This window comes from Priestia iocasae, assembly GCF_016909075.1.
Lineage (GTDB): Bacteria > Bacillota > Bacilli > Bacillales > Bacillaceae_H > Priestia > Priestia iocasae.
The window spans coordinates 98,846-118,979 of record NZ_JAFBFC010000003.1 but is presented as its reverse complement, the minus strand read 5'-3'; the positions used below and the strand labels follow the sequence as shown (position 1 = coordinate 118,979).

The following is a 20,134-nucleotide window of genomic DNA, read 5'->3' as shown; positions in this document are numbered from 1 at the left end:
GGATCGTTAAATAGAAGCAAGGAGAGGGGCAGATGAGCTTATCGCAAAATCAAACGTATCGCGTGTTATCGATGTATGATCGGTTATCTAAAGGGCATGCGCTCACAAAAAAAGGAGAAGCAGATTCATTTCAAGTTGGAGAAAAGACAATTCAACGGGACTTTGAAAGCATCCGTGCTTTTCTTGAAACAGCGAAAACAAATGAATACCTTGAATATGACCGTAAGGATAAAATCTACAAGTTAGAAGTAGGAGATGAACACTATTTACGAAACGAAGAGATTTTTACACTTGCGAAAATACTGATCGAGTCACGTGCGTTCCCAAAAGCGGACATGGATCGCTTAATTGATAAATTGACCAACCTAGCTCAACCCGCTAATCAAGATTTCATTAAAAAATTGATGCTGAATGAAAAACATTTATATGTTGACTTGCAGCATAAAAAATCACTTTTTTCTTTGCTTTGGGAGCTAGCGCAAGCCGTTCATACAAAACGAGTCATCAATGTGTGTTACAAAAGAGAGCATGACCAAGAAAGCAGTGAACGGACGTTAAAGCCTGTTGGATTACTTTTTTCAGATTACTATTTTTATTTAATTGCGTATCAAACGAAGCATGAGCTTGAATTTCCTACTATTTATCGTGTGGATCGCATGACGGCATGTCATGTCACAGACGAGCATTTTCAAGCACCTTATCATAATCGCTTTCAAGAAGGTGAGTTTCGCAAACGAATTCAATTTATGCATGCAGGCGAGCTTATGACCATTCGATTTCGATTCACAGGCCCTTCTCCGCAAGCAGTTTTAGACAGACTCCCAACCGCACGAATCATTGAAGAAGGTGAGAGTGGGATGGTGTTTGAAGCAGAAGTGTTCGGACGTGGCATTAAAATGTGGCTGCTGAGTCAAGGTGAGTATGTAGAAGTTCTAGGGCCTCAGGTGTTGAGAGATGAGATGAGAAGAAGTGTGATGGATATGGTAAAGAACTACTAATCGTTTCATACAGACACGACTTGGTGCTTACGAGATAGCTAGATTTTAAACAGGAAGAAGGTTTTAAAATGGCAAAGAAATATTATCAAAATGTTGATTCATTAAAAACGGTCGATGAGTTAATCACAGCAGCAGAGCGTTCCTTACAAACATCAGCTGCAATTTACACAACATCGTCAAATGCACCAGAGGTCTTAAAAAAATCATTGCTTGCGGTTTCAGGTGTAGGAGCTGTTGCGGCTGCATCAGCAGGGATTGGGGCGACAAGTGCAGGAGTGGCAGGATTAGCGGGTGCGGCAAGTTTTACTGGCGCAAGTATCGGCACTGTGGGAGCAATCGGAGCAGGTGCGTTATTAGCCCCAGTTGTTATACCAGCTGCAATCTTAAGTGGGATTGGCTATATACTATTTAAAAGTAAAAAGCAAAAAGAGCTTCGTCAAAAAGTGGAGTATCGCTTGAAAAAAGCAGTAACTCTACAAAATGAGACGATTCAAAAGCTTAAGCTGTATATGAAGAAACTTGAACACGCAGCAGAGAACCTGTATGAAGAAAATATGAAGCTACGCCAAAAAATTGACGAGTTGATGGCGATTAATGAAGCGTTAATGAATGAGATTCATAAAATGACAAGCGACTTATCGTAAGTGTAGGGGAGGGATAGAATGTCGAAAGATTTACAAGAAATTTTAGATGTACTAGCCTATAATCGTAAGGAATCGGAACAGCTACAAGCTCACACAAAACAGGTAACAGAAACCTTTTCAGACATTGCTAAACAAAGTGTAGATGCATCAAATCAATCAGCAGCTAAAGCCGATGAAGCCATTCAACATTCAATGAGGCTATTAGCTAAGAGAGGCATATCGGTGAATTTACCTGAGATGATAAGAGAAGAATCACGGGTACCTCAATCACCACACATACATAGTAAACGTGATTGGAGTGAATTGCTAACTGAAGCACGTGCTGCCGGGTTTGAACAGACCGTACTTGAAGATTTGTTGACGCCTCAAGAGATGAGTGAAGCAGATGATGAATACATACGCGTAAAAGCAGCGTTTAGCGAGAATACCCGTTTAACGAAAATGGATATCTCACTGTTACTATTAACGGTTGCTTTGCAGTGTGCGAGGCAGTACATTTTTGCGAACGATAAATTCCGCTTTCGTACAGCAAAAGAGGCAGATGAGAAAATAAAAGCCTCACTCAAACATGCAACGCCGACTCATTGGCAAGACATCTTATTTGGACCTGTTCCTTACGATGCAGTCTCAAGGCTTGATCCAATGAGTGATAGTACAGGATTAAGTGCTAAAACGCATCGGTATCGTACTCTTGGACATGACCCTGTACTTGGGTGGGTGTTTGGACCGATTAACATTTTATCAAACTCTCTAACGAAAACGGATATTGTCACTACATATGAAATCCACGGTGGAAAAATTGGCCCTTTTTACAAAGGCGGAACGTTAGGGGCTACGGAAATGGCAATTGAAAAGGCTCAAGAAAACAAATACAATTTACCAGCCGCTATTATAAAGCAGGCTATTCATTTCGGTTCAGACTACTTTACGAAGCAAGGGTTACCATTACCGTTTGTGAGTTCGCTTGACAATGACCTTGCTCAAAAGCTTGTGCAGCGTTATAGCATTGATTCCTATAGTGTCACACGCGGCGCTACAATCGCAGCATTTATCAATACGCTCATTACGATTATCCATAAGCTATTTTACGATGAAAAGAAGCATGGAAGCCAAGAGCTATACGAAGTGAGAACACGTAAACTATTGATGATTGCCAACGCAATTGCCACATCAAGCAATGTAATTTATGTGGCGCTTTCAAAAGATGCTAAGAAATTAGATATAGGTGGTATGCTCGTTACGATTTACCGTATTATTTCTGACCTATCATTTATAAAAAAGATTCAGCAAGAATTTATGTTTGAGCAATATGATCAGAGCCTTTCAAAGGAACTACAATGGGTATCTCACGTATCGATGAGACAGGATATAAGTGAGTAAAACGAAAAAAGAAAATAGACAGGCGATGTCCCTTGCCTGTTTATCGATTAATGCTATTGAACTTTTAACACAAGACATGTTACGGGCTGAGCCAAACAGGGGTATTTTTTGACCCATTTGTCTCAGCCCTGTTTCTTTTTAACCATGAGAAAGACTGTTCGTTCTTTTTGACCGTTTTATTTTGTGTAGACATCTGGAAAAATAGAGGCGCATGAGGGGGGAATCACATTGTTATGACAACTAATACTTATCAGGTCAGGTCTTGGTTGACAGTCAAGGTGCTTCATCTCTATAGGTATACTTAGGCCGCTTGTCATTCGCTGACAGAAGTAAAGAGATACAGATAGACTTTCAATGGTGTCTCCCTCAATTTGAAGGTCGGTTTCGCAAGTCATGTCGACAACTTCACAATTGATTGTTGTGTCAGGAGGGGCACATAAAATCACATTTTCTGTAAAGGAAAAAGGAATTGGATTTGAAGTGCACGTTACATTTCGAGCTGGATCTGTTAAATGGATGACATAATAGCCACTTTGTTGAAGGCGTACTTTTTGAAGAGGTATGGTTTCATTTAAATAGTGCACCGTAACATCTTGACGAGATTGTTCCTGACACGATAAAGAAGATGGTAATGAAATCGAATTTCCAAGCTCATCTACAAGTTGACAGCTGACGATAATGTTAGTGGGTGATGTGCAGAGAATACAAAAGTCTTCACCTATTATATCAATATCAAAAAATTGTCGGGTTGGCGTTTTTTTCATTTTTTGAACATAATCATATACTTTAAACACGCGAAAACAACTGACGTTTTGTTTCAATTGATTTTCAATCACGTTTATCCTCATCCTTCTTCATTTTTTCTTCATTCTCTCAGTGCTACTACTATACGCTTTTGCCCAATTTTTGTTACTTAGATCTGTGTCTAGTTTCACAAGGACAGTCTCCTTTTCCTTATGCCTCAATATATATACTAATGTGTAAAATGAATCTGGAAATGAGGTGAAATCGTTGTCTTATGCAAATCGTTTTTTTGGCAACGCAAACGGAGCCATTACTTTTACAGGTAACACCTTTGGTTTAAGTAAGGAAAATAATGCAAATAATCCCGGGACGGCTCACGCGATTGGAACATTTTTTAGTGCAGATCCTACTTCTGTTGATGGAGGATACCCTGCTGGAACGACCTCTGACTGGAGGGAAAATGCATCAACAGCTATTTTGCAGCTTCCTGCTACAACAACTGAAATTCTCTATGCAGAGCTTATTTGGGGAGGAAGCTACGATTTAGCCGGAGAAGATGTATCGGCTTTTTTGAATGATCCTGTTACACTTGTGACACCAAAGGGTAGATTTTCAATTGAATCTGATCCAGCAACAAGATTTACGCTCACACAAAACCCGTTTTATGTTCGCAGTGCGAATGTAACCAATTACATCAATCGATCTGGATCTTATCGTGTCTTAAGTGTACCAGGGACACAAGGTAACAGAAACAATACATTAAATCATGCAGGTTGGACGTTAGCGGTTGTTTATGCAGATCCGTTGCAACGTTCACGAAACCTTTCTCTCTTTGTGGGAGCAGAGTTTACAAGTTCCTCAACCGGAAACTCAACAGCGAGTGTGTCTGGTTTCGCAACCCCAACGACAGGTGAGGTGAATGGACGTCTGTTGGTGAGTGCTCAAGAAGGGGACTCATCTATTGCAGGAGATCAATTACAATTTGGTCCATCGCTGTCATCCCTAGAGCCTGTTTCAGGGCCAAACAATTCGCTTACGAACTTTTTTGCATCACAAATTAACAATGATAAGGGAAGATTAAATACGACGGGAAGCTTTGGGACGGTCAATCATCCAATCGGTACTAACATTTCTGGAGCTAGGCAAGGGTGGGACATTACAAATGTTGATGTTTCCTCTGGATTAATAAATAATCAAACGAGCGCAATTGTACGTGGAACAACAAGAGGTGACACGTATGTAATCAATGCTCTTGCGTTGCAAATTGATATTAACGCTCCGATTTTTACGATTACAAAAGAATCAGATGTCTCATCAGCACGTACAGGTGATACGATTACCTATACCGTTCGAGTCACGAATAGCGGAACGGCTGATGCTGATTTAACTCTTGTACGAGACGCGTTATCAAGTGGCACGGATTTTGTTTCGGATAGCTTAACAATTGATGGCATCACTCAACCGGGTGTTGATATTCGAGACAATGTTCCTTTAGGAAGCATTGAGGTCAATCAAACGAAATTGCTGACTTATCAAGCAGTGGCAATAGAAGCACCATCTCCTCCAACTGTTTATTCAAATCAATTGTTTATCAAGTATCAGTTTGAAAGTACACCAGGAGATATTGTGAAAGGATCAAGTTCATCCCCTGTTAATAAAGTAACAGCAATTAATACACCGCCTACGGTGCCTAATTATACGGTCACCAATCCAGAAGATGTGATTGCGATTGGGCAAGTTGTTGGAAATGATGTGGATTTCAATCCCTTAACGTATCGTTTAGGAACAAACCCTTCCAATGGTACGGTTACGGTTAATCCTAATGGACAGTTTGTCTACACGCCGGACTTGAACTTTGCGGGAACAGATGCTTTTACCGTTATCGTTGATGATGGTCAAGGTGGAACCGCTACATCAACCGTTACCATTGTTTTTATACCTGTCAATGACCCACCAGTCACTCAAGATTATTCACTTACTACCCTCGAGGATACACTAGTCGAAGGTGCGATTGTTGCGACTGATCCAGATGGAGATGGTTTAACATTTACCCTTCAAGATGCTCCACAAAATGGAGTTGTAAATGTAAATCCAGATGGAACCTATTCCTATATTCCAAACGAAAATTTTAATGGAGTAGATACTTTTTCAGTACTTGTAAGTGATGCGGAAGGAAGTACTGCTGTATCGACCGTCACGATAAAGGTTATCCCTGTGAATGATCCACCAGTAGTCCCTGATTATTCATTTACGACACAAGAAGAAACGCCGGTTTTGGGAGCCGTTATTGGAACAGATACAGAAGGAGAACTTCTTGTCTATAGCTTGCAATCACCACCAGTAAATGGAGATGTGACGGTTAATGTAGACGGTACGTTTACGTATACGCCAAATACAGACTTTACAGGAAGTGACACATTTACGGTATTGGTTAGTGATGAGCAAGGTCTCGGTGCTGTATCAACCATCACGATTAACGTTTTAGCGGTAAATGATCCACCTGTAACAGGTGATTTGAATCTTACTATCGATGAAGACACAACAGTGAATGGGCAAGTGGTAGCAACGGATCCAGATGGAGATCCACTGACGTTTACGTTACAAGCTGCTCCACAAAACGGTATAGCGATTGTGAATGAGGATGGAACCTATACGTATACCCCGAATAATAATTTCACAGGAATTGATCTCTTTACAGTTTTAGTAAGTGACGGTCAAGGAGGCACAGCTACTTCAACCATTACCATTACCGTGCTACAGGTAAATGACCCACCGATTGTTCCGAATTATACAGTTAGCACAGAAGAAGACGCGCCCGTCGTTGGGACGGTTGTAGGCACGGATCCGGAAGGAAGTCCACTAACGTACAGCTTACAATTGGAACCTAGTAATGGAACAGTTGTTGTGAACGATGACGGTATGTTTAAATATATGCCAAATGAGAATTTTACAGGAACGGATACGTTCACAGTACTTGTGACTGATACCCAAGGCGCGACAGCCATTTCTACGGTTACAGTCAAGGTTGTCGCAGTAAATGATCCACCTGTCACAAGTGATGTTAGTTATACGATTGATGAAGATACAACGGTAAGTGGCCAAGTGGTGGCAACTGATCCGGAAGGAGATTTATTGACATTTGAGTTAGAAAATAGCCCTCAAAACGGTGTAGCAATCGTGAATGTTGATGGCACGTTTACCTATACGCCAAATGAGAACTTCACAGGAACCGATATGTTTATGGTGTTAGTTAGCGATGACCAAGGAGATGCAGTGGTTTCCACGGTTACAATCAAGGTTATCCCAGTGAATGATCCACCAGTTGTTCCAGATTATACGTTTACTACAGAAGAAGATGTATCTCTAGACGGAGCGATTGTTGGAACAGATGTAGAAGGAAGTCCACTGACTTACACACTACAGTTATCCCCATCGAATGGAACAGTAGTTATCAACGTCAATGGCACGTTCACATATACGCCCGATGAGAATTTTACAGGAACGGATACGTTTTCAGTGCTTGTCAGTGATAGTCAAGGAGGCTCGTCGATATCTAGCGTGACAATCGATGTAGTGCCAGTGAATGATCCACCAGTTACATCGGATGTGAGTCTTACAACAGATGAAGATATACCTGTTAACGGCCAAGTCGTTGCGACCGATCCAGAAGGAGATCCGTTAACGTTTAGTTTGTTTAATAGTCCAACAAATGGTACAGCAGTTGTAAACGTCGATGGCACGTTCACCTACACTCCAAATTTGGATTACAATGGCACAGACGTATTTACGGTACTTGTCAGTGATGGTCAAGGAGGTACTGCAGTCTCCACGGTTATGGTGACCATTAATCCAGTTGACGATCCACCTGTTGCATTTGATCAATCCATTTCAACTGAACAGAACACGTCGATTATTAGCACGGTGCAAGCAACAGATCCAGAAGGATTGCCGCTCACCTATGTTGTTCAAACACCTCCAGCAAATGGTGTGGTTAGTGTCAATACAGATGGATCATATACGTATACACCCAATACAAACTTTACAGGGCAGGACACGTTTTCGATTGCTGCGAGTGATCCAGCAGGGCAGGCGGCAGTATCGAATGTGACGGTAACGGTCATTCCAACAAGCGGAGAAACAACGGCAGAAAATTTAACGACTTCAACTGACGAAGACACACCTGTGACAGATCAAATCATTGCCACAAATACGAGTGGAAATCCATTAGTGTATAGCATCGAAACAGAACCAACAAATGGAACCGTTACGATTGATGCAACAACGGGTGTGTTTACGTATACACCAAATGTAAACTTTAACGGATCTGATACGTTTAGTGTCCTTGTCACGGATAGTTTTGGAGGTACGGCGATTGCGGGTGTTGTCATCGACGTCATCCCAGTGAATGATCCACCAACGGTCCCTGACTATACGCTTACTACTTTAGAAGATGTGGCTGTTTCCTCGGTTATCGTTGGTACAGATGTTGATCGAGGTACAGTGTTAACGTATACCTTATTAGCAGCACCAACAAATGGAACAGCCGTTGTGAATGTAAATGGCATGTACACGTATACGCCAAATGAGAATGTTAGTGGAACGGATACGTTTACGGTACTTGTTGATGATGGTGCAGGAGGAACAGCTGTTTCAACCATTACCATTATTGTTGAACCTGTCAATGACCCTCCGGTTGTTCCAAACGAGTTAACTTTCACAACGCCAGAAGATACGGAATTCAATAGTCAAGTCATTGCGACAGACCCAGAAGGTGGTCTACTTACGTATACACTAGAGGATCTTCCGACAAATGGAACAGCCGTTGTAAATTCAGATGGAACCTTCACGTATACACCAGATCCAAACGTGACGGGAGAAGATGCCTTTTCAATTCGAGTGACAGATGAACAAGGGAATTTTAGTATCACGAATATCATTATTGAAGTGGTTCCAGTAAATGATCCGCCAATTGTTCCAAATTATGCGTACGTAACACCAGAAGATGTAGCCATTAACAGTGTTGTAATGGGCTCTGATATCGATGGAAACCCACTAACGTACAGCTTACAAATAGGACCAACAAACGGGGCTGCTATTGTCAACCTAGATGGAACCTTTACGTACACGCCGGCATTAAACTTTAATGGCGTGGATACGTTTACCGTTCTTGTTGATGATGGAGAAGGGGGCACGGCTGTTTCAACCATTACAGTGACTGTTAACCCTGTAATTGATCCACCAGTTGGACCAGATGAAATCATGCTTACTACACTAGAAGATACACCTGTTACTAGCGAAGTGGGAGCCTTTAATCCAGATGGAGGGTTACTCACTTATACGCTTGAAGATAGTCCAACGGTTGGTACCGTTGTTATTAATTCGGATGGTACGTTTACGTATACCCCGAATGAAAATGTAATCGGTAGTGATTCCTTTTCCATCCTAGTAACGAATGAACAAGGTGAATTTATTATTGTGAATGTTGTCGTGATGATTACGAAAGTCAATGATCCACCAGTGGTGCCGGATTATGCGTATACGACGTCAGAGGATACACCGTTTAGCGGAGAGGTTGTCGCTTTTGATGTTGATGGAAATCCATTAACCTACAGTTTAGAAGCCGTACCAATCAACGGTACAGTAATCGTGAATGTAGATGGCACGTTCACGTATACGCCGAATTTAAACTTTAATGGTGTGGATACGTTTACCGTACTCGTTGACGATGATCAAGGAAGTACAGCCATCTCGACCATTACGGTTACGGTTACAGCTGTCAATGATCCACCTATTGGACCAAAAGAGTTGTTTTTTATTATATTAGAAGATACAGACTTAAACAGTCAAATCGTCGCCTTTGATCCAGATGGAGATTCGTTAACGTTTACGTTAGATAGCAGTCCGAGTTTGGGGGCCGTTTTTATCAATTCGGATGGTACGTTTACGTACACACCAAACGCGAATGTGACAGGTATCGATACGTTTTCGATTCGGATTAGTGATAGCCAAGGTAATTTCATCATTACAAACATTGTTGTGACAATTACGGCAGTAAATGACGTACCAACCGTCCCTGACTATTCGATTACGGTGTTTAATGATCGGAAATTCTCAGGTCAAGTGGTTGGGAGAGATGAAGAAGGCAATCCACTTACCTACCTTGTGCAAGATTTACCTGAGCACGGTACGGTTAATGTGAATCCAGATGGTTCTTACACGTATGTGGCAGATCCAGACTACGTAGGTTCTGATCGTTTTACCGTCTTAGTGGAAGACACGAATGGAAGTACAGCGCTCTCGGTCGTAAATGTAACGGTTGTGCAGGCTAATCGACCACCCGTTACAAATGACTTTACAATTGAAACCATTCAAAATCAGACCATTAGTGGGCAGGTGCCAGGATTTGATCCAGATGGAGATCCGATTACGTATACCATTTCTGGAACACCATTTAATGGAACCGTAACTGTAGACGAAAATGGTGTATTTGAGTATACGCCAGAGCTAGATTTTGCTGGTGTGGATTCTTTCATTGTTCAGTTAAAAGATTCAGTCGGAGGAACGGCGCAGTCGAATGTCACCGTCATTGTTCAAAACGATCCACCTATCGTAGCGGATGTTAGTGTGACAACAATCGAAGGGGAACCTGTTTCGGGTCGAGTAACTGCAGAAGATCCAGAAGGAGGAACCGTCACCTATCAATTAAATTTTGAGCCACTTAACGGTACGGTTGTTGTGAATGCAAATGGTACGTTTGCCTATACACCAGGTCTTGGCTTTGTCGGCACAGATACATTTGCTGTTGCTGCAATCGATTCGGGTGAGAATGTCGGACTTGGAACGGTTACAGTCACGGTCTTACAAGGGGATATAGAATTTACGCTATTTGGAAAGAGTTTGACAACACCGATTAATACTCCAGTTAGTGACCAAGTGGACGTTGTGAATCCTGAAGGGCTACCAATCACGTATCAAATAACTAGATTACCTGATAACGGAACAGTTGAATTAGATCCAGACGGTTTGTTCACCTATACACCTGATCGTGAATTTGCGAATGAAGATTTATTTAATATAGAGGGCATCAATTCACAAGGAGTAAGAGGTATTGAAACGGTTACGATATTGGTTGTAGACAATGCAGATAGTATCGTTGCACGTGATTACGAACTTTCCACATCGTATGAAACACCTGTTTCAGGAGTAGTCGAGGCGATTAGCTTAATTGGAGAACCGTTAACGTATGCATTAGGAACCTCACCGGCAAATGGAACAGCTACTGTCAATTTAGACGGCAATTACACATACACGCCAAATGATGGATTCTTCGGTGTAGATTCATTTATTGTCATTGTCTCAGATCCATTAGGAGATACTGCTACGTCTGTTATTCAAGTATTTGTTCAAGGTCCACAAAACTTAGCGCCAGTCACAGCAGATCAAACAATTACAACGGTTGAAGAACAAACAGTTAGTGGTAAAATTGAAGCATTTGACCCAGAAGGCGGACAGCTGACGTTTACACTGCTTGGAAATACAGAAAACGGCACACCAATTGTGAATGAAGACGGGACTTTCACGTATACACCAAGACCGAATTTTATCGGAACCGATACGTTTAGTGTACTAGTGACGGATGAGATAGGACTAACGGCAACTTCGATTGTCACTGTTAATGTCACACCGTTTCCGAATCAAATTTTAGTTGAAAGCACCATTGTCCAGACGCTTGTTGATCAGTTTGTTACAAGTCCGATTTATGTCACAGACCAGCTAGGTCGACCACTCGCGTATGAATTAGCTACTCCGCCTGAATATGGCAAAGTCATCATTAATGCAGATGGTACGTTCACGTATACACCAAATCCAGGATATGTGGGAATTGATACGTTTACCGTTCTCGTTCAAAATGATCAAAGTGATGAAGCAATTGCCCCTGTTAATATCGTAGTAGTTCCGTTGCAAGGCCCAATTACAACTCAAGGTGTTTTTGTTGAAACATCCCAAAATCAGGAAATTTCAGGTCAAGTGGTTGCAACCGATTCGTTAAATGGACCTTTGCGGTATGATTTAGCTGTTGCGCCTATAAACGGTTCAGTCTTCGTAAATGCAGATGGAGCGTTTACGTACACACCATATCCATTATTCTTTGGGACGGATCAGTTTATCGTTGAAGTAAGAAATGAACGTGGTGATAGAGCGTTTTCGATCGTGACAGCGATTGTCAATCAAGTTCAAGATAAGATTCAAGGCAAAGATCTCACTGTCCAGACGATCGAAAATCAAGACGTTACAGGGAGAGTCATTGCAACCGATCAGCAAGGTCGGCCATTAACGTATTCGTTAGAGACTTCACCACTAAATGGTAGTGTGATTGTGAATAGTAACGGTACGTTTACGTACACGCCAAATCCTAATTTTGTCGGTACTGACATTTTTACCGTGCTTGTTCAAAATGATGTAGGAAATCAGTTGATTATCAAAGTGACCGTTAATATAACGGCTGAACCACTTCCACCTATTGTAGAAAATGAACAATTGAGCACTTCTGTCAATCAATCCGTGCGAGGACAAGTGAAGGCAAAAGATCCAAATGGATTAAGGCTCTTCTACTCTATTCAAACTCTTCCGCAAAATGGTGTAGTGGAATTGAATGAGACTGGAGAATTTACGTATACACCATTCAAAAACTTTGTTGGAGAAGATCAATTTATCGTATTGGTTACCAATGAAGCAGGTTTATCGTCAACTGCTACGATTACGATTGATGTATCATTCAGACTACAGTTTACATGCAAACGAATACGTTAAAGATTTTATCCAGAAGGACTGAGACAAATCAGGTAAAGAACACCTCTGTTTGACTCAGCCCGTAAAATCCCTTGTCCTAAAAAATCCAGGAACATGAATGGATCGAGAGGCAAGGGATTTTGTATATCTATCTTCTTTTCTTCGTTTTCCTCACTTATGTTTCAGTCTCTGTTCTCTTAGAAAGAAAAAAATCTTACTTCTTAAACGAATAGCTAATCATTGAGTGACAGTAGTATCGGTCTTGTTTACTAGCATTGTGCGTGATAACGATCTAACATACCTAGGACAAAATAACGATTAATCATCATCTCCGTATAGGACAAGTTACAAATTGGGAAGATTGATTTTAGGGAGGCGGTTAATCAATGAGCACATTTGAAGCATTGTCGTTAATGTTGGGCTTTGGGATGTTTGTTGTCGCGATTCTAGAGTTTAAAGGAAAAGATAAAGATTCGTGAACACGCTAACCATAGCGTGTTCTTTTTATTAAGTTGGAGGAGATAAAAAAGAAGGAAGATAAGTTGGATAGTATTGGATATAATTGTAATAGAATGACAGGCTTGGAGATAGGTGTGGCAATGAAGTCGCGGAAAAGCTAGCTTATAAGTTTACGAGAGATTGTAGATGGACAATGGGGTTGTCGCCTCATTTGTCCATTCAGTAGGTGGACGATAAGCATTTAACCGTAACTTATGAAAAGGCGTCTCCAACGTTTGAAATGGATGAAGTAGTCCATGGCGTGGAAATTCAATACATACGGAACTAAGATACATTCGCTTTGCAATACATATCGTTTAAAAGAAAGGTGGGAGTTCATAGGTGAGAGCACGACTTGATGCTATTCGGAAAAAGTCACAGGATGAACGCACGGTACAACGTAAGCTTACTTATTTGGTCCTTCTTGTTTTAGTAGGAGCAACTTTTGGATTTGTGTCTAAATACGTAGATGGTTCAAGTCTTGGTCTGATTGGAAGTGACATCAGCTTTTGGGTGGTCGTTACGACAATCATTGCGGCATGGAGTCGATCACCACGTGCGGCTGCTTTACATGCATGTCTTTTTTTAAGTGCGATGTTAATTGTTTATTACCTCTACTCAATGATCTTGTTTGGCTTTTTTCCAACCTCTTATTTTATCGGGTGGGGAAGTATTGCATTGTTGTCACCAATCGCAGGCTACATTATTTGGTTCTCGCGCGGAGAAGGCTGGTTAGCAGCTTGTATAGCAGCAGCTCCCATCAGCGTACTAATTGTAAATGGAAGCTCGTTTTTTTATGTTTTATCGTTAGAGGTTTCTTCGTTATGGACAACGCAGGGATTCTCCTTGCTTTCAGCTGTCATCTTGTTTCTCTTTTTACCGAACCATTCTAAACAGCGTTTACGAATCATTCCGCCGTTGATTTTGTTTTATTTTGTTATTGAATATAGCGATCTGATGTATTATTTTCCTTCATAGTAGAAAAGAATAGTAGGAGATGAGGAGGAAAGTCGTCAATTTTTCGTCGATAGGACTACAGCCATTTTTACGCAAATAGAATTCGTATCCATGGTCTTTCTTCAACAGCTCAGTTGACTTCACGAGTTGTTCGTGTTAACTTGTATATGCAAATGAAAAGAGGGTTGATTACATGAATGAAGAAGAACAAATATTAATTCATTGTCTTTACTTTACGGCAAGTCGTTTTGCTCGTAACATCACAAAACTAGCTGAGCAAACCTTTGATGTTGGCAACGTGGCGCCTTCGTATCTTTACATGATTATGATTGTGAAATTTCATCCTACTATTACACAAAAAGAATTGTGTCACAAGCTATCGATTGCACCGTCTACGAGCACAAGGTTTATTGATAAGCTTGAGAAATTAAAGCTGGTCACACGAAAAATGGATGGCAAACAGACGCATATTTCCTTAACAGATGAAGGAGAGGAAGTATACAATCAATTTCGCGTGTCACTAAAAGAGCTATTTAACAGCTATTCAGATGTATTAGGGAAAGAATTTAGTAAAGATTTAAGCAAGATGCTTCATGAAGCAAGCAATAAACTAGAGAAAGAGCTGTAATTTTTTTTACCCATTCATTTGCATATACAAATAAAAAAGGGGAATGAATCATGATAAACAAAACATTACTGATTATTGGTGCTGGTCCAGGAATTAGCTTATATACAGCAAAGAAATTCGGAAAAGAAGGCTTTAACGTGGCATTAATTGCACGCAACTTAGAATCACTACAGAACTATGAAGCAGAATTAAAAAACGATGGAATGAACGTAAAAGGATTTCAAGGAGATGTTTCGTCGGAAGAGTCATTAAAAGCAGCCATTCATCAAGTTGTGAAAACATTTGGTCGCATTGATGTTCTTTTATACAACGCTGCTTCAGGACATCCTGGCAAACCAACGACGTTACGCGTTGATCAAGTACTAGAAGATTTTAAGGTGAGCGTAGCCGGAGCTCTTACAAGTGTGAAAGAAGTACTTCCTTCGATGGAAAATGGTTCAATTTTATTAACAGGTGGCGGATTAGCGCTTTATCCGTATGCTGACTATGCTTCATTAGCTATTGGAAAAGCAGGCATTCGTAACTTGGCTTATAGTTTAAACCAAGAATTGAGTGAAAAAGGCATCTACGTTGGAACGTTAACAATTAAAGGATTTGTACAAGAAGGAACATATTTCTCACCAGATAACATTGCCAACGCTTTTTATGACATGTACGAAAAGCGTGAAGAGGTAGAAGTGGTTTTTGAAGAGAAGTAAACATTTTTAACCAATCGATTGTATATACAAATATAAGAAGCAAGCGTACTTTTTCACCTTCTTTTTGAATTTGACATCAACAGGAAGGTGATCTTTTTTATGTGTTTTACTGAAAAGAATTGGATAGATATGCTAAATTATTCAAGTCACTTCATCTATAGAAAACGAGAGGAGCTTTTATGTACGAATTCATTTCACATCGTCCTATTCTTCAAGGCTATTCAACGATTCGACCCATCAACAAAGGCTATTCACCCGATAAAAAATACGTGGTCACAAAAACGAAGATACGATGTTTCTTCGCGCTTCCCACATTCAGCATCTAAAAAAGAGAAAACAAGAATTTGAGTTATTAAAAGAGTTAGAGAAACAGCACATTCCAGCACAACAGCCTTTATGGTTTGAGGCTGTAGAAGACATCCACACATGCTTCATGGTTGTAACGTATATCGATGGTGAGCCTGCATCGGAAACGTTCACTCGCTTAACAAATGAGAAACAATATGACATTGGAGTGGAAGCGGGTAGGGTGCTCAAAAAGATTCATCAACTAAAAGCCCCATCTTCTGTTCAAAGTTGGGGAGAACGACAGCGAACAAAATTTCAAAGGTATGTACGTGAGTATGAAAAAAGCTCGTTTACACTTCAAGGTGATCAACCCATTTGAACGTAGTGTACCAAAGAGGTATACGAAAGGCTAAGGCACGAAGCGCATAACGAAGGAGGGGAGTGTAACGGATCTCCTTTTTGTTACGCTTGGAGGTTATTTTTACACACTAAAAGTAAAAGAAGAAGCGAAAATAGTCATTTTCTATAGGTGTATAGACATATACTTGATAACACTGACGACTAGTAAGGAGTGTATCGACATGAAAATTTCCCATTTTCGCAAGTTAAATAAGAATGAGCGATATCCTACTACTAAAAAACTTCTTAAGTCTGTTTTTGCTAATGTTGAACAATTAGATGTGCTGTTTGGTTTAAATCGGACCTTTGAGTCTGAGCGAAAATCTTTTCAAAATAAAATGGAAGGTACGGTCGTTGCATCTGTTACGTATCATCGAGACCGCACTATTCACTTTTCACTATTTCCTCAATCGAGTACACACTATACAGACAAAGCTACTGAAGATTTTAACACTCGCATCATGATGAGAATGAAACAATGGATAGAAGATCAAATGAACAAACCTGATACCGCTCTTTTAAGTATGGAAGAGTTAATTGTGGAATGGGATGGAAGAACACATTTGCTCCATATGGAGAGGAGAATCCCTCTAAAGCCTCCTTTAAAGCAGCAGTATGTCAGAAGAGAAGCAATCGATAAAGGTGGCAGTCATTATTTTTAATCATTCTTTTTACTAATATAGATAGATTTAGTTAAAAACTGTGCCATGGCAAAAGTGTTGTCGTGGCATATTTTGTAAATTTAAAGGTATTACATCATCCTTTACAGAAGTGATAGATGTTGTATTACGTAAAAGTCAAGGACAGATTCACATGATTGAAGAAAGATAAGCCGTTGTACAGCCGCTTAGAACGATGTGCAACATTCTCATCAAGTTCGCATAGTTATGAAACAAGGAGAAAAATGAACTTTTCGTATCGAACAGAATCGTAGATTATTCTTCCTACTAAAATGATTGATGTGTCAATCAATACGTATAAAGTAGATGAAGGAGAAAGAGGTATCTAACTTTATGAGAAAAGAATCTAAGAATTACAATCTACGCAGTATGGCTCTAGAGAATAGTGAAAAACGTTTTCGTCTTTTGACAGAATTTCTCCCTGATCCTGTCATTATTTATTCAAATGGTGATATCATTGCTAGCAATCGTGCTTGTGAGCACATTTTTGGTTCTATACAAAAAGGAGCCTCGATTGAGAGCTCGATTTTGCTTCATCTTGATTCTTATGACATTTCTTTGTTTACGACATGCCTTGTTTCACAACAACCTGGAACCATCAATCCTCCAGTAAAAATGAAGCTTATAACCATAACAGGAGAGATTAAAACGGTTGAAATGCACTCTGTACACATTTTATATGGAGAGGAGCCAGCTGTCCTGTTTGTTTTTCGTGATAAGACAGAAATGGATATTCTTAAACAGGAGCTCGAATTTTTAACGTATCATGATTTTTTAACAGGTTTGCCTAATCGACGATGGTACGAACAAAAACTGGACGAGATTATTCTGCAAGGTGAAGGTAGCCCTTTTGCAATTATGTGCGTAAATTTAAATCGGTTCAAATGGGTGAATGATTCCATTGGACATCGATATGGCGACCTCCTGCTTCAGAAAGTGTCAGAGCGCCTCGTACACTATGTAGGTCCTAAAAATATTGTCTTGCGTCACGGTGGAGATGAATTTGCCGTTATTGTTTTTGCTTCTATCTCAGAAGAGTTCCTTTGTAGCCTGGCAGAGGGGATTGTTAACGAAATTCAGCTTCCATATTCCATTTATCGTACAGATGTACAAATATCCTGTTCCATTGGCATAACCATTTATCCAAGTGATGGGATGGACAAGGATGTTTTAATGAGAAACGCCAATTTGGCTCTTCATAAAGCGAAGAAAGATGGCAAAACCAACTGGATGTTCTTTTCAGCTGATATGCAGCATGAAGCATTACGAAAAGCTGTAACCGAACGAGAATTGAATAAAGCATTGGAGAATAAAGAGTTTGAGCTTTACTATCAGCCTCTCATCAATACCATTACGCAAGAGGTAGTTGGTTTGGAAGCGCTCATTCGATGGAACCATCCCACAAAAGGTATGGTGCCACCTGGAGCGTTTATCTCAATAGCAGAAGAAACCGGACAAATCATTTCAATGGAAAAATGGGTCATACACGAAGCGTGCCGTCAAATGAAAGAGTGGGAGTCTCAAGGGATTCCACCTATTAAGATTGGTATTAATCTTTCACCTATTCATTTCCAAAAAATGAACTTCATTCAGGATATTAAAAAAATTGTAGATGAAACGCAGTTCGATCCTCAATACATTGACCTTGAAATAACTGAAAACCTTGCCTTGCAAGATACAGAGAAGGTACTGGAAAAGTTGCAAAGTGTAAAAGGCATGCATATCACCGTATCTATTGATGATTTTGGCACAGGATTTTCATCTCTTCTGTATTTAAAAAAGTTCCCAATTCAAACCTTAAAGATTGCTCAGGAGTTTGTACGAAACTTAGAAAAAGACGCTGAAAATCAATCAATTGTTACCTCCATACTCGCTCTGGCGAAAGCATTTCAATTGAACGTAGTGGCAGAAGGTGTGGAAACAATTGAGCAATTGAACATTCTTAGGCATCAACAATGTACGTATGTTCAAGGATACTATTATTCAAAGCCTCTGCCGGCAAAAGAATGCTTCCAGTTACTACAAAAGCCTAGAAGTTATGACAACCGATAAAAATAAAAAGGACGGAACACAGTTCCTCCTTTTTATTTTTGTTCCTTCTTTTCATACTCCACGCGATTGCGCCCATTTCTCTTAGCTTGATAAAGCATGTTATCTGCTGTTTTTAATAATTGCTTCACCGTTACTTCTGGATAATGAGCTACTCCGATGGATACTGTAACGGCTTGTTTTCTGTTGACGACAACAGACAGGCTTCTTTCCGTTTCACATCGGATATCTTCGCTAAGTTGTAAAGCCTCTTCAAACGTAAAGTTTGGAAGCAGGATACAGAATTCTTCTCCGCCTTTTCGGAACGCTACTTCCCCATAGGACTTCGTTAATCCTCTAATTTGGTAGCCAAATTGCTTTAAAATTTCATCGCCTTTATCATGACCGAATGTATCATTGATTTTTTTAAAGTGATCAATGTCTAACATAATGACGGACAAAGTTAATAAATCGACTATGTCCTCCGTTAACTGGTTGAACTTTTGATCAAAAAAGCGCACATTTCCTAACTGTGTAAGATGATCTGTCCTCAATTCTTGATTATAACGTTTGAACAGGTTTTGTGTGTGACGCAAATACCACTTTACAGAATAGGCTAATAGACAACCCAAAAAGGATGCGATGATGTAAATCGGTAGGATACTCCTTGATAAATCGGTATGTTGAATAAAAAAAACAAAATAAATGGAAAAAACAAAGACCGATCCCAAGCACATGCTAATCAACTTAAAAGATCGTCTTGCTATGCATCGATCCAACACAACATACAAAAGGAACATCGTTGACATATTGAAAATCGAATGGATGGCATACTGATTAATGCCGTAAAGAAACCGTCCTCCTATTACCAATAATGTACTAACCAACCCAGGAACCCATCCGCCAAAAATAAATGATACGATAATAGGGATATTTCTAAGATCAATCATCATCATATCGTTAATGTGGATCGAAAAGTACATAAGCATGTTGCCTAAGAATCCATGAGACGCTCCTGCCATGATTTTAACTTTAAGAGGGGAGTCACGGTATAAAGGAGACTGTTTAGTGAGAATGGTGTATACAAATAAATAGGAGGTCAAAATACATATGTTTACAAAAAAATCCTTGGCAAATTCCATTTGATGGCCCCTTAGTCTTAATATTGGATAAAGTTATTAGTAAGAATGAACTAACAAGCTTATTGCTATAATCATATTCATCTTTCTTTGAAAAATTTCCACAAACGATGTATTCGTTAACAAAATACAATAAATTTAACCAATGATTGTGTGGTTTATGGTTGATTTGGAGAGATTTATTACACCTGAAAGCGTGTTCAATTAAAATAGGCAGAGCTTTTAACTTGTGATAAAATGGAAGAATTATGGTTTATTAAAAA

At 39.9% G+C, this 20,134-nt stretch carries 13 protein-coding genes; 11 read left to right on the top strand and 2 right to left on the bottom strand.

Features of this window, described 5'->3' with window-relative positions; translation table 11 throughout:
• The first annotated feature begins 32 nt into the window (after nucleotides 1-32).
• The 3 genes from JOC83_RS08725 (at nucleotide 33) to JOC83_RS08715 (ending at nucleotide 3,022) form a co-directional block, all read left to right on the top strand.
• A complete protein-coding gene (locus JOC83_RS08725) occupies nucleotides 33-998 on the top strand; it encodes a helix-turn-helix transcriptional regulator (protein ID WP_205186314.1) in 966 nt (321 codons plus the stop codon).
• A gap of 68 nt (nucleotides 999-1,066) precedes the next feature.
• Entirely contained in the window at nucleotides 1,067-1,642 is a 576-nt protein-coding gene (locus tag JOC83_RS08720; protein WP_205186312.1) for a hypothetical protein, read from the top strand.
• An 18-nt stretch (nucleotides 1,643-1,660) separates the two neighbouring features.
• On the top strand, nucleotides 1,661-3,022 hold the full coding sequence (locus tag JOC83_RS08715; protein WP_205186310.1) for a hypothetical protein: 1,362 nt from the start codon (nucleotides 1,661-1,663) through the stop codon (nucleotides 3,020-3,022).
• A 176-nt stretch (nucleotides 3,023-3,198) separates the two neighbouring features.
• Here the strand turns inward: JOC83_RS08715 and JOC83_RS08710 are convergent, their stop codons facing one another.
• A complete protein-coding gene (locus JOC83_RS08710; RefSeq protein ID WP_205186308.1) occupies nucleotides 3,199-3,858 on the bottom strand; it encodes a BMQ_0737 family morphogenetic spore coat protein in 660 nt (219 codons plus the stop codon).
• 175 nt (nucleotides 3,859-4,033) lie between these two features.
• Here JOC83_RS08710 and JOC83_RS08705 point away from each other — a divergent pair, with 175 nt between their 5' ends.
• From JOC83_RS08705 to JOC83_RS08675, 8 genes are all read left to right on the top strand, one after another.
• The gene (locus JOC83_RS08705; RefSeq protein WP_205186307.1) at nucleotides 4,034-12,577 is read left to right on the top strand and encodes an Ig-like domain-containing protein; all 8,544 of its coding nucleotides are present in this window, start codon (nucleotides 4,034-4,036) and stop codon (nucleotides 12,575-12,577) included.
• A 365-nt stretch (nucleotides 12,578-12,942) separates the two neighbouring features.
• Nucleotides 12,943-13,035, top strand: a complete 93-nt coding sequence (locus tag JOC83_RS19985; RefSeq protein WP_239583432.1) for a putative holin-like toxin — start codon at nucleotides 12,943-12,945, stop codon at nucleotides 13,033-13,035.
• A 361-nt stretch (nucleotides 13,036-13,396) separates the two neighbouring features.
• A complete protein-coding gene (locus tag JOC83_RS08700) occupies nucleotides 13,397-14,032 on the top strand; it encodes a DUF6518 family protein (protein ID WP_205186306.1) in 636 nt (211 codons plus the stop codon).
• A 172-nt stretch (nucleotides 14,033-14,204) separates the two neighbouring features.
• Entirely contained in the window at nucleotides 14,205-14,639 is a 435-nt protein-coding gene (locus JOC83_RS08695) for a MarR family winged helix-turn-helix transcriptional regulator (RefSeq protein WP_205186305.1), read from the top strand.
• A 50-nt stretch (nucleotides 14,640-14,689) separates the two neighbouring features.
• Entirely contained in the window at nucleotides 14,690-15,337 is a 648-nt protein-coding gene (locus JOC83_RS08690; RefSeq protein ID WP_205186304.1) for an SDR family oxidoreductase, read from the top strand.
• Between the two features lie 265 nt (nucleotides 15,338-15,602).
• The gene (locus JOC83_RS08685; RefSeq protein WP_472924484.1) at nucleotides 15,603-16,004 is read left to right on the top strand and encodes an aminoglycoside phosphotransferase family protein; all 402 of its coding nucleotides are present in this window, start codon (nucleotides 15,603-15,605) and stop codon (nucleotides 16,002-16,004) included.
• A 202-nt stretch (nucleotides 16,005-16,206) separates the two neighbouring features.
• Complete coding sequence (locus JOC83_RS08680; RefSeq protein ID WP_205186302.1) at nucleotides 16,207-16,686, top strand: hypothetical protein; 480 nt, start codon at nucleotides 16,207-16,209, stop codon at nucleotides 16,684-16,686.
• 351 nt (nucleotides 16,687-17,037) lie between these two features.
• Entirely contained in the window at nucleotides 17,038-18,756 is a 1,719-nt protein-coding gene (locus tag JOC83_RS08675) for a sensor domain-containing protein (protein ID WP_205186300.1), read from the top strand.
• 32 nt (nucleotides 18,757-18,788) lie between these two features.
• Here JOC83_RS08675 and JOC83_RS08670 read toward each other — a convergent pair whose 3' ends face one another.
• Nucleotides 18,789-19,874 (bottom strand): GGDEF domain-containing protein, encoded by a 1,086-nt coding sequence (locus tag JOC83_RS08670; protein ID WP_205186298.1) that lies wholly within the window; start codon nucleotides 19,872-19,874, stop codon nucleotides 18,789-18,791.
• Nucleotides 19,875-20,134 lie beyond the last annotated feature (260 nt).